Source organism: Pseudoalteromonas sp. ABV4_021 (genome assembly GCF_056159365.1).
In genome coordinates, this window is record NZ_JBSWVB010000002.1 from 1,322,499 (window position 1) to 1,335,015 (window position 12,517).

General features: G+C 36.5%; 8 protein-coding genes. All 8 read left to right on the forward strand.

The window, feature by feature from the left end:
- Positions 1 to 70: 70 nt before the first annotated feature.
- The 8 genes from ACXAFE_RS20095 (at position 71) to ACXAFE_RS20130 (ending at position 12,381) form a co-directional block, all read left to right on the forward strand.
- Entirely contained in the window at positions 71 to 2,566 is a 2,496-nt protein-coding gene (locus tag ACXAFE_RS20095; RefSeq protein ID WP_395390198.1) for a nuclease-related domain-containing DEAD/DEAH box helicase, read from the forward strand.
- A gap of 331 nt (positions 2,567 to 2,897) precedes the next feature.
- A complete protein-coding gene (locus ACXAFE_RS20100; RefSeq protein ID WP_395390199.1) occupies positions 2,898 to 5,588 on the forward strand; it encodes a tetratricopeptide repeat protein in 2,691 nt (896 codons plus the stop codon).
- Between the two features lie 557 nt (positions 5,589 to 6,145).
- Complete coding sequence (locus ACXAFE_RS20105) at positions 6,146 to 7,114, forward strand: hypothetical protein (protein ID WP_475157101.1); 969 nt, start codon at positions 6,146 to 6,148, stop codon at positions 7,112 to 7,114.
- A 647-nt stretch (positions 7,115 to 7,761) separates the two neighbouring features.
- On the forward strand, positions 7,762 to 8,283 hold the full coding sequence (locus tag ACXAFE_RS20110) for a hypothetical protein (protein WP_475157103.1): 522 nt from the start codon (positions 7,762 to 7,764) through the stop codon (positions 8,281 to 8,283).
- Positions 8,284 to 8,393: 110 nt separating this feature from the next.
- Positions 8,394 to 9,368, forward strand: coding sequence for a transposase (locus ACXAFE_RS20115; RefSeq protein WP_475157105.1), 975 nt, complete (start codon positions 8,394 to 8,396; stop codon positions 9,366 to 9,368).
- Positions 9,369 to 9,686: 318 nt separating this feature from the next.
- The gene (locus ACXAFE_RS20120; RefSeq protein WP_475157108.1) at positions 9,687 to 10,577 is read left to right on the forward strand and encodes a hypothetical protein; all 891 of its coding nucleotides are present in this window, start codon (positions 9,687 to 9,689) and stop codon (positions 10,575 to 10,577) included.
- Positions 10,564 to 10,953, forward strand: coding sequence for a hypothetical protein (locus tag ACXAFE_RS20125; protein ID WP_475157109.1), 390 nt, complete (start codon positions 10,564 to 10,566; stop codon positions 10,951 to 10,953). The genes ACXAFE_RS20120 and ACXAFE_RS20125 overlap by 14 nt, the downstream gene beginning before the upstream one ends.
- Positions 10,954 to 11,298: 345 nt before the next feature.
- Positions 11,299 to 12,381, forward strand: coding sequence for a hypothetical protein (locus ACXAFE_RS20130; protein ID WP_475157111.1), 1,083 nt, complete (start codon positions 11,299 to 11,301; stop codon positions 12,379 to 12,381).
- Positions 12,382 to 12,517: the final 136 nt, after the last annotated feature.

Below are 12,517 nucleotides of genomic sequence, written 5' to 3' on the forward strand. Positions count from 1 at the left end.
ATTGTAGTGAGCAAATTAATCACTCACTACTTTGTAAGAATTTTAATTATAAAGGTAGGAAGCCTTATTTATGGCCATATTGTACCCCTCTAGTGCTCCAAGAATAAACGAAAGTCCTGTCGCAGAGCCTTTGGTTTATAGGCTATTAAAAGAGCAGTTAGATGACTCCTTTCATATCATTCACAGTGTTCCATGGTTATCTTCGTTTATAACTGATGTACTGAAAGATAAAAGTTATATTGGTGAAGTTGATTTTTTGGTTTTAAATAAAGATCTAGGAGTCCTAGCTATAGAGGTAAAGGGAGGAATATTAAAGCATGACAAGGATGGTTATTATTACTCTCGTGATTCAGGGCTAACGATCTCGAGAATAGACCCCGTATCTCAGCTAAATCGGGGAGTTTTTGTTCTTCAGAAGTGGTTCAAAGATAACGGAATAAAAATGCGCATTGGGAGGGCGTTTTGTTTTCCTGAGTCTGTTATACCTTTAAAGTCAATACCTCCAGGTTATCAAGATTTTAACGAGTATAAAGCAATAAGCTTGGTTCTTGACAAAAAACACATCCACAATTTTGGTCAGCGAATCATAGATATTATGGTATTCCATAAAGAAAGTATGTTTATACCTGAACTTTCTGAGTACCAATTAGAAAAGATAATCGAAATGATAGCCCCTACAGTTGATGCCGCACCTTGTTGGATATCTCGTATTAACTCTGATAATTATCTCTGGTTAAAGCTAACAGACGAACAAAATGAGTGCGTAAATGATGCTATAGCAAGCAATAAGCTGATTGTTAATGGTTGGCCAGGCTCAGGAAAAACTGTAGTTGCAGTTCAAGCTGCTAGAAAACTTTCCTCGTTAAATAAGAGAGTACTTACTATTACTTACAATAGGTTATTAGCTGACAAACTAAGGGCTGAACTTATTGAACACAAAAAAAGTTGTGACGTATTTACTTTGCATAAACTAGCTTGGGAAATCGATGAAAAACTTAATAGTACTTCTAGTAACGGAAGTTACACATATGAAGTAATGAGTACTGGTCCTGATTTAGGTGTAACAAAGAGCATTGAGGCTGGAGTTAAAGGAGGTTTCTTTGACCAATACGATTGTTTGATTGTAGATGAAGGGCAGGTTATTTGGAAAGAAGTTTGGCAAACTTTGTTATCTGTTTTTGACACTAAAAAGATAATTGTTATGTGTGATGCGACACAAGCTTTTGAATATGAATCCCCAGTTTCTTTAGAGTGGCTAGAATCAATACTTTCAATCAAAGCTTTTACACTTACTAATAGCTTAAGAGTTCCTAAAAAAGTATGCGACAGATTAAAACTGTTTACTAAACCTAGTTACACTGTTCAGAACCCTAGGGAATATGAAAGTGATACCTTGTCGGAGCTAGTTGTAGCTTCGCCAAAGCATTCGCTTAAGCAACTTATTGAGCGACTTATTTCTGATGGGATACCTCCATCATATATTACAGTATTAAAGCCAACGTTTTTAGGGGTACCCGAATCTCTTGTTCCTGCTGGTGTAAATATTGAAAACATTGGAAAGTTTAGAGGGCTAGAGAGTCCTATAATCATTATTTATGCAGATCATAAAATGACTAATACGGAGTTCTTTGTCGCTTATTCCAGAGCGACATCGAAGTGTATTGCTATATTTGAAGCTTTCCATGTCAAAAATGGAAGTTATGGAGTTGTTGGGCCAGATCTATATAGCAATAACACTGACAGCATAGATAAAGAAGTTAGTCGTTCACTAACCAGTCAGTTCTTTGCAGAACTTAATTTCAATAATATATCTATATATGATGGCCTACCCGTTTGCTGGTGCCATGAGTGGAACAGTTATGTATTAATTCCTGAGCAGGGAAACAGAGAGGTAACTAAATCTTTGTTTGAGATTTTTTTGAGGTCAGAATTAACTCCTGAAATTTTTACCTGGAGTAAAAATAGTCGAAGAACATTAAGTCTGATCCCTTCTGAAAAATATGATTTAGATCGCCCGTTTTCGGATGACCTCTTTGAGCTTAAGCCATGTCTGTCGTGCGAAGTGTTAACGCCACATTCTATTGCCACTTTAAATGGGGATTCATGTTTATTATGTTCGAAAGATGTTGCAACTCGCGATACTTTTTTTGAGGAAAACTTAAAGAAATTAGGCTGTGTGCTAACCCAAGAGATAGTAACTACTAAAGACGAAAGAGCAAAACTCGATGCGTCACTATATATTGTTGGAGCATTCAATAAGTTACAAGTAATACGGTTTTCTGAGGATGTAATATCAGCAATAAACCACGTGACAAAGGGATTTAATAGATTAGCTTTGGCTTATGCTCTTTGTTATTTATATATGCGTCACAACAAACGAGAAAGTCGAGTAAAAATAAAAGATGTGACTGATGCAACCCGTAAATGGAATACACAGATCTCCGAGTGGAATAGGCAGTCTTGGAATGCGTATATCAACGATGCATTTAGGGTTTTGGAAAAGTTTAATTTGATCGAATCTGAAAAAAATGGCTGGAGAAAGATGACCAATCTATTTATCAATTAAAGTGGAATGTAATGATTAATTACCCGGATTTCCTTGATGGTGATTCAAGTTTGAACTTTATAGTGGTAAGAATATAGATATACTTAAATGTATATTTCAGGCAGTTTAGCTGAAAGCCCTATTCATTATTCCTCTACTATCTCACAAGTGTAATTTTAAAACGATTGTTAGTTTATGATTCCTTTTTTCAACGTACTAGCTTAGAGAACTAAATATGAAACTCCTTTATTTATCTGTTTTATAAATAAATTTTGTTGTAAAGTAATGACTAAGTTTAAAAAGTAACTAGTGACACGACTAAAAAATAGGGACACCCTTCAAGGAGAGTTTAGTGTTCAAAATTGATACAAACAAAGCGCTTAAACAGATCTTTTCTTTTATCATTGCATACTTCAGACCTTCGCTTGCAAAATTCATTATTTGGCCATTGCTAGTTACAGGATTAGGTTTATTAAATCCCCCATTATGGATTGAAATAGTAAATTGGATATTAGTTAATCAATCCTCTTTTCCTCAATACCAGATTCCGCTTGCAGAACCAAATGGAGTTTGGGGGTGGTCGTTAATATTGTTAAGTGTGTTTGTTTATCTTGTTGAAACAGTTGCTCAAGTCGTCAAGAGTAAAAATGAAGGGGATATTGCACTGTCAAATAAACTTGAAGATATTCAGGAAAAAACCGCTGATGAGTTTGTTCATAAATTAGATAAAGAATATGACTTACCTCGTGTGAAACCATCGCATAAAGTTGCTCCTCTTTGTGAACACCATGTGCATGACCCTATCACCTACAGCGTATTAGAAAAGCACTTCGAAAGTGGAAAAAATATTGGTATTTTGTCTGGTGCGAGCGGTTCAGGAAAAACACAAGCTTTAATTGATTATGTTAATAGGTCCACTCAAAAATTTGATAATCAATTATGGATCAATGGGGATGATTGGATAGATGGGTATGCTCTTTGTGACATACATAGAACACGTGGTGGGAAACCAATAAATGTTGTGAAGACATTTAATTCGTCTAAAACGATCTTAGTTATTGATAGTATTGAACGAATATTGAATGACAATGATTTTAGGGATTTACAAGTTGGGTTTTCCTTAGGTGGAGTTGTTGTCCTTAGTTCTCAGCTAAGTGATCCTAATAATAATTTATATATCTCAAAGCCAAATATCCCTAAAAAGCAAGCTATTGAAATACTTGGTGAAAATCCATGCAATATTAGTGAGGCGTGTGATGAATTTTTGAAAGCATGCAGCTTCTCTCCCCTAGTCTTAGCCCTAGCAAGAAAGGTAATTTCAAAGGAAAGTAATAGTAACGATAAGTTTTATCGCGATGTTTTGGATGTACCTAGTGACATTATAGATCATAAAGGGGAGTCAATAATAAGTAATATTTTAAAAAAGGTCCCTCCTGCTACACTTAAAGCATTACAGAAAATTGCCAATTCAAATCTAAATTTTTACGATTCCGATTTCTTAGAGTTTTTCGTTAATAAGTTAGAACTACATAACCTTCAAGGTTTGTCTATAATTGTTCAATCCAACACACCTGGTATATTAAGGTTACATGATCTGGTAGCGATTGCAGTTAGAGAGAATGTAGATCAGAGTTGTATGGTAAATTCGATTTCTGAATATGTAGGCAAAGCCTCTGGTGAAATGACTCCTAGTATTCTTCGCCAAGTTCATTTGGCTAAGAAACAGATAAGGGATGAAGTAGAAAACAATCATAATGGCAAAGTTGATTGGTTAACATATAGCCTTCTTCAAATTGAAGATAGTTACAAGAAGACCATCCACGATGAGCTGTATAACAAAGAGTTTACAGGTGAGCTATCGTTGGCAGAAGTTATGTGCATTATCGACTCTAAAGAGTCTTATTCTTACTTAATTGCTCAAGACTCTCGAATTGACTACTACGAAAGCTGTGCCAAGGAATACCAATCAGCCTTAAATATATATCAATGTGATGAGATCAAAGCAGAGCTAATGCATCATAGGGGAAAAGCTTTAAGGCGATGCGGAAAGCACGAACAGTCATTAGAGTGCTTTGAAGAGCTGCTTAAGTTAAAACCCAATTGGCATGCAATTCATGGTCAAATAGCCCATTTAGGAAGTCAGTATAAAGTTAGTTCACGAGTTAAAGATGCAGGAGAGCTTTCTATAAAATTGCTTGTAAAGGATATTTTATCAGACTCTTCAGTAGTGCCTCTCAGGGTCTCTTTGGCTGCAATAGCGAGGATAAGATCTTACTATAGTGTTAAAAATGAAATCTCAAATAGTCCAGAAAAAGTTCAAAAATTAGCTAGTTTAATAACGATGTCAAGTATGGAAGGCTTAGATCAATTCTACGAGGCATTTGTTTCATTCACTTCTATTTTTAGTTATAACCATAGTGAAATCTGTTTAGATTTGGCCGAAAGTATTCCGGACATGCTTGAGTTACCACCTGAGTTCGTGTCTAAGAGGCAGTGGGTTAGTGCCTGTGAAGCATTAGCAAATATTTCTGATGCAGCTATTCGTCAAGGTAGGAGCATAATTTCAAAGAGATTATCTGATGCTAGCTTAATGTTTGCCGATAAGTTATCTGCTCGGGCTGAGCTTAAACCTTTCGACGCTAGAGCTGTAGCCAAATCTTATATTATAACAAAAAAGTATGATGAGGCTCTTGGTGTATTGTCAAAGGTTTCGCAAAAAGAGCAAGAGTCACACTGGACTTTGTATCGGAAATCGCAGGCTTTATTGGGGCTTAGTCAAAGTAGTACACTTCCCGATGGTGAAGAACATATGGCTATGGCTTTAAGTTGTGCGGAAAGTGCATTAGAAAAAGCATTAGAAGATACAAGAGCTAAAGATAGAATTTCTATTTATTATGAGTTGAGAAGTCAGTGTCTACTTGCAAAAAAAGAATATGAATTGGCAAAAGCAGATTTAGCTAAGGCGATTGAGTTGTGTAAAAATGACAAATACTTGGAAGACTTAAAACATAGACTTCAATCTATAGAGTTAGAGGGTGCTTAAATAATTGGCCGATACTTGACGTAAGATAATCTCATTAACCCACTTAATTAATAATGATAGGTTTATTAGATTTGTTTTTTTGCTAAGTTAACCAACTTCCATTAGTAAATGTTGGTGAAAATAGTCAAAAAATCAGTCTGTGAGTTAACCAACTTCATTAACGATCCTCATTAACTGATTTGGTTATAGAATGTAATAAAAAGCAGCCGGTTGGCTGCTTTTTTTGTGGGTTTAAAGAGTTGTTTGAAAGTTGAGTGTGCGATCGAATTTTTAACTGTCGCCAATTTCACTTTTTGTCGCGTTGACGACGGCGACCAAGGGGCGGGTGCCGCAGACTGCTCGCGGCCACTTTCGCCTTGGAACCCATAGGCGCCCCTAAATCATTAATTGGTTATTTTTTAGGCGTGATAGAAGTGGGGGAGGAGTTGTCTGCGGAATTTTGATTAGGGTTGCACAATGCAAGGCCTTACCCCACATTGGTTTTCTTTGACCTTTTGGTGTTGCTAAGGTTATAGTAAGGAACTCGGAATTTCTAGCCATGGATTGCAATTTAAACCATGAAGTTAAATTACTTTACGTACACTATCACCTTTAAGAAATCGGGACAGGTTAGCAACATCTGTATTGCGGATATTGTTGATTGCTACTGTTCCTATCAAAAGAATAAGGCGTCTCTTGAAAAGTTCAATGAGAGCACATCTAAGAAGTTATACTTTGCTAAGGCTGCGGCATATTCCGATATATACTACCTAATGGTCCCGGCATCCTTAGCCAACTATCGAAGCTTGAACAAAGGCTCCGGTGTTATCAAGGATTTGGACGATGTGCTAGATGATGGTGACAGTTTGGAAAAGGTTACCTATGTACACTTTGATGACAAGAAGCCAATACTCGGCGTTACATCGTCACTTGGAGGTGCGTCAGTAGATGACCTTCAATACTATTTAAATGAAGTTATAAACGGAATATATGGCGAAGGCATAGAAAACTACCAGTTGCGAATAATTCCCCTCCAAAATGAAGTTGGTAAAGAATCTGTTAGCAAGTTGAAACTTATTTCACAGGCGAGCGTCATACTAAATGGTAGCACCGCTATGGGAGGTATCTTATCAGGATTATTAACCAGCAACACGTCAGACAGTAATGTTGAAATAGGGTTAACGATTAAAAGGACTGGAAGCAAAAAAGGCATCGAAAAAGACATCGAACCACTTTTAAAGTTGATTGAATCCGACAAAAATGACAAGGAATTCACCGAGGTCCACTTAAGGGCCAAACGTAACAGTCTACAAGAAAATATAAAAGATTATTTTTTAGACAAGTCTGCTATTATTTTCGATTATATTAACCCATACCTTAAAGCATCAATAGAACATCAAGTTAAAGATAAGCGTTACGGAAATCAGTTAGTTATCGAAGCTTACGATGCATATATCGCAAGCTTAGGGGATAGAATATCTGCCACAACGTCATGCCAAGAATGGCCTAAGTTAAAGCAAGTTGAAACGTATGAAACAGAGAAATAAGTGTAATCATGCGCCAGTTAACAGATAAAGAAATAACAAAGTCAGCAATAGTAATATGGTCTGCTTCCATACTTCTCATACCTGCTTTGTTAGGTCTGTACTGGCTAATCACCTATACCACTGGCACATCTTTATTCCCCAACATTTCAACAAACAATACCACAGGCTTGGTCAGTACTGTTACGTCATTTAGTATAACTATGACGGGCTTTATAGCTGCCATTGGTGCTTATATCTTGTCTGTATCAAACAAGCCGCGCTTTAACCTATGGAGAAATGCGGGATACCTAACATTATTTTACCACTTATATGCGGTTTCAATTCTATTCCTACTTGTCACCTTTAGTGCTTGTATTTTGATGTTGCTATCTGGGTCAACCACGACTTGGCTTAAGGTTATACTTACTTTGGTCATAGTTAATTTTGTGCACATTGCCCTTATAACCATATCGGCCATAAACCAGACGAAAAACGCAACTTCAAGTTAAGATTAAATAACAAATAGTAACAAAGACCCACTCTAATTTGATTTAGTTTGGGTGTTTTCTTCGTTGCGGTGTGGGTGGACGTGTTATTCTATCTCATAAGTTTTATGAAAAATTACTCTATAAATGTTCCTTAAGTTTTTACATAAAAATAGAATTACGTTGCCACTGCTATTTTCATTTATTCTATTAATTTTATTAGGATTTATTCCATTTTTAGATGATAGATGTGCTTCTGGGTGGAAATCTCCATCAATTGGTAAGCAAGGAGCATGCTCCCATCATGGTGGTGTAATTAACTTTTTCTGGATAAAGCTATTACTTGCTAGTAGTGCAGGTTACTTATTACATCGTAATATTCAAAAGAAGTTCAAAAAACAATTCGGTTTTATTGTTAAGTCAACATTACCAAGTCACCCTTTAGAAGAGTGGTTATCGCAGCAAAGTAAACAAAAACCTAAACCATTAATTGAAGAGCCTGCTCAAGTAGCTAAATCCAGAAAAGAATTTGCATGTGTACAATGTCATAATGATTTTCCTAAAGGCGATGATTATTATTACTATATTAGAGGCTTTGGGAAGCACTCAAAAAGAATCAAATATTGTTTAGATTGCAAGCTGCTTATTCCAGATATGAATGCAAAAAGAGAGAATAACAAAGACACCCACTCTAATTTGATTTAGTTTGGGTGTTTTTCTATGATGGATATAACAAAGACACCCACTCTAATTTGATTTAGTTTGGGTGTTTTTCTATGTTTAGGGGAGTGCTTTTACTTCGTTTGAGGTGATTTATGGCGGTTCCACGCAAACAGCAGGTGAGTTTGGTTGATACACCTTATTACCATTGTATTTCTCGTTGTGTACGCCGTGCTTTTTTGTGCGGTGAAGATAAAAGCACAGGGCAATCGTTTGAGCATAGAAGAGCTTGGGTCGAAGACAAATTACTCGCACTGAGCAAGGTATTTTGTATAGATGTGTGCGCTTATGCAGTAATGAGCAATCATACTCATCTTGTCTTATGTGTGGATGAGAAGAAAGCAAAACGATTAAAACAAAAGGCCGTTATTATTCGTTGGCACAAGTTGTTTAAAGGCAATTTACTCACACAAAAATACCTATCCGGTAAGCCCCTAAATCCAGCTGAAGAAAACACGTTAGCGGAAATGACCAAAGTGTTTCGAAATCGTTTAAAAGACATCAGTTGGTTTATGCGTGTACTGAATGAAGACATCGCTCGCAAGGCGAACTTTGAAGATAACTGCACAGGCCGCTTCTGGGAAGGGCGGTTTAAATCTCAAGCACTCCTTGATGAAGCGGCACTTGCAGCCTGTATGGCGTATGTTGACTTAAACCCAATAAGAGCAAAAATAGCAAACACACCAGAAAAATCAGATTACACCAGCATTCAACACCGCATTAACGCAGCTCTTAAAGGCACTCAACCCAAAGCGCTGCTTAAGTTTGCAGGTAACCCACGCAAGCATATGCCAAAAGGCTTACCGTTCGAACTCAAAAGCTATATTGAACTCGTTGAGTTAACAGGACGTATTATCCGCGAGGATAAGCGCGGTGCAATCCCAAGCGACACACCTCAGTTATTAACCCGTTTATTAATATCACCTGAAAATTGGCTTAAGCTCACTACACAATTTACCAAATCATTTCATGGTGCTGTTGGAAAACCAGAGCACTTAATTGATTACTGTGAACACCTTGAAAAGAAACGACGGCCTAACGTGGCTAATGCACGCATATTGCTCGCTTAATTAACTATTAAATTAATCAATCGCTCTTTAGTAGCAGCCTCTTAAAACAAGGTTGATTCTTGTTGTAAAAAATCTTCACAGGGCAGTATTACTGCGATCTCGGTGAAAATAAATCAATCTAAGTATGCATTTTTCGACATGGAGCTAGTTTCATTATTTTGTTAACCGTTATTTATCAAACAGCTTAAAGTGGGTGTCTTTGTTATTATGTTGGCTAGCTTTTCATTTCTATCCCATCATTTTTGCTATGATTAGCTTTTGTCAAAGTAATATAGTTTTTGCTAGTATTAACCATATGTAAATAAAGGGAATTTTTAGATGTCTGCAAGTTACTCTCTTCGAATAGATTTCGATCGTGATGCTGGTTGCCCTGAAAGGGTGTTCAACTCTATGGGGCTACTAGTTGAGGGGTTTGATAAATTACATTCTGCAATCTTACTTGGTTTTGGTAAAGAAATTGAATTTAGTTCGGCTTTATCAGAGACCCGTAAAGGTTCAGTTATAGCTGATATTACACATAAAGTTGTCGATAAGGTAAGGAATGTAAGTTTCAAATCTATTTGTGATGCAATTTATCTTGGTGTAGAAGAGCAAATAGCTGTTGCAGAGAAAGTTGACTCAGAGAATGATGTCCGTTCATTCGCCGATAAAATTTACTCGCAAGTTGCTGTAGAGAATAAAGAAAATATAGAGTCATTTACTTGTGACTCTGAAATTAACTTATACGAGATAGCTGAGGCGTTACATAAAATCAATAATGCGCTAAATCTGTTGACAGATGAAGATAGAGTTCAATTTGGAAAGGTTAAACGATTCGTAGACATTAGTAATAAATTTTCTTGTCCACGTCCAGCGTCACAAATATTTGAAAATATTGAAACACCATTACCTTCTCGAGAAGTGGTTATTATTCGTAGACCGTCATATGTTTTAGGGTTAAATTGGGATTTAGAAAGTAATAGTAGAAAGCCTAAAAAGTTTTCGGCAAAAATGACTGATGAGGCATGGTTTGAAAGTTGGAAAAATCATGATAAAGATGCTCAACTTTGGCCCGGCGATGGAATTTTAGCTGATATAAAAATTACGAAGAAAGTTAATAAGCATCGCAATACAAACTCTATTGAGAATGAAATTGTAAAAGTCATTAAAGTTATACCGCAGAGTCAAATAGAACAAACAGAGTTGGATTTGGGTGATGAAAGAGATTAATTATGAAGGTGCTAAGAAAGAAGCGTTATTTATAGCGTTGCCTTTTCTCGTTCTTTTATTACTTAAGGTCATTCAAGATGATTTGATTAACTTCATTAGGTTATCTGATTTTGCTTTGGCAACGTCTATATTGTGGGGGCAATTGTTAGCTAAAACTTTTGATGTTCCAGATAAAAATAAGCAGAAAGACAAATTCAGTACAAAACAAGTTCAAATATTCATATTCTCCTTTTTATCACTAACGCTATATATTGCCCTTAACTTGTTAAATGATATCAGCGACCGAGTATACTGGGCTCAGTTTGGTTGGTACTTATTTTCTATTATTTATTACATTCCTATATCGACACTCATGAATGACCTTTCAAAAAGGTGAAGGATAGATTTAACAAAAAAGCAATAACAAAGACACCCACTCTAATTTGATTTAGTTTGGGTGTTTTTCTATGTTTAGGGGAGTGCTTTTACTTCGTTTGAGGTGATTTATGGCGGTTCCACGCAAACAGCAGGTGAGTTTGGTTGATACACCTTATATTGGTATAACAAAGTAAATATATGGGTGAGTCACTTTTCCTACTTTGATATTTACTTAGCGTCTCAGCAACTGGATTTTCAAGAAGTTTTCCCTTATCCTCCCCGCATTTAGAAATCTTTTCCAACCTAGTAGTAGCTTAGATAATAACTGTTATAAAACATGGAAAGAAATTAGAGAAATTATTTTATGAAAATGGTGTTATGGCTTATTTTTAGCCTATTTTTCTCACTAAATTGTTTTGCTTCTAACCCTGAAGATATTGCAACTTGGGGGCACATGGAAGGTAAAGTAAAAAGCGCTAATATCAAAGACTACGCCTTTCATGTAGCCAATGGACAAGTGCACTTGGCTTATCAAGGCGAGGTAGGACTAAACAGTTTTGGTGCCGTAGGTACAGACTTTGACGCTGCGCCATTTATTGGTAAAAAGTTGAAATTTTCCGCCGAAATAAAATCGCAAGATTCTGAATATTCTTCAATTTGGTTAAGGGTGAATGATTCGGAAAAAGTGATTGCATTTGATAACGCCACCGACCGCAGCCTCATTGGCACAAAAGAGTGGACACATTTTCAAGTGATACTGCCGGTAAAGCCCGGTGCAGAGTCAATTTATGCTGGTTTAATACAAGGCGCGAAAGGGTCTATGTCGGCGCGCAATATTTCGTTCTCAATAACAGATGAAGACAGCACTGCGAATTACATTTATAAAAGTGATTACAGCTTAAACCCAGACAAGTGGAGGATGGGCTATTCTGATGTTGGAAAATTTAAAGCTTGGTCTGAAAATGGTATTGCGACGATTAAACGTATAAGTGATACCTACAACGATGAATCATTTGCGACCTGGTATGAATATTTTGAGCCTAGTCAATTCGTTGGCAAACGTGTTCAATTTAGCGCTCAAGTGAAAACCGAAAATGTCACTGATGGTTATGCCGGGGTTTGGATGAGGGTAGACGGCAAACTTAAGAACCTAGAATACGATAATATGAAAGATAGGGGTGTGAAAGGTTCCACAGATTGGCAAACATACTCAGTGGTATTAGATATAACGGATGAACAGTCTAAGCACATTGCCTTTGGCGGTTTACTCTCGGGGAATGGGCAAGTTTGGATACGTAACGTATCTTTTTCACCTGTTGGAAAACACATTGCCTCAACCAATATTTATCAAGGTGAGCAAGAACTTAACACTAATAACTCACGTTTTAATAAGTTTGATCTTGCTTTATTATTTGGCTCGTTTATTTATAATACGGCCAATAATTAGTCGCTTCTTGCAAATTGCAAATGCACAAGAAACCCAAACTAAATTGATTTAGTTTGGGTGTTTTTCTATCTTTAGGGTAAGCAATTAATGGGGTCATAGTTGTTGATATTCGGTTTCGATTCAGTTTATTTCGTTG

Bases quoted from the DNA above. Each gene is read 5' to 3' on its own strand.
- ACXAFE_RS20095 (WP_395390198.1), top strand. From the start codon at position 71: ATGGCCATATTGTACCCCTCTAGTGCTCCAAGAATAAACGAAAGTCCT.
- ACXAFE_RS20105 (WP_475157101.1), top strand. From the start codon at position 6,146: ATGAAGTTAAATTACTTTACGTACACTATCACCTTTAAGAAATCGGGA.
- ACXAFE_RS20115 (WP_475157105.1), top strand. From the start codon at position 8,394: ATGGCGGTTCCACGCAAACAGCAGGTGAGTTTGGTTGATACACCTTAT.
- ACXAFE_RS20120 (WP_475157108.1), top strand. From the start codon at position 9,687: ATGTCTGCAAGTTACTCTCTTCGAATAGATTTCGATCGTGATGCTGGT.
- ACXAFE_RS20125 (WP_475157109.1), top strand. From the start codon at position 10,564: ATGAAAGAGATTAATTATGAAGGTGCTAAGAAAGAAGCGTTATTTATA.
- ACXAFE_RS20130 (WP_475157111.1), top strand. From the start codon at position 11,299: ATGAAAATGGTGTTATGGCTTATTTTTAGCCTATTTTTCTCACTAAAT.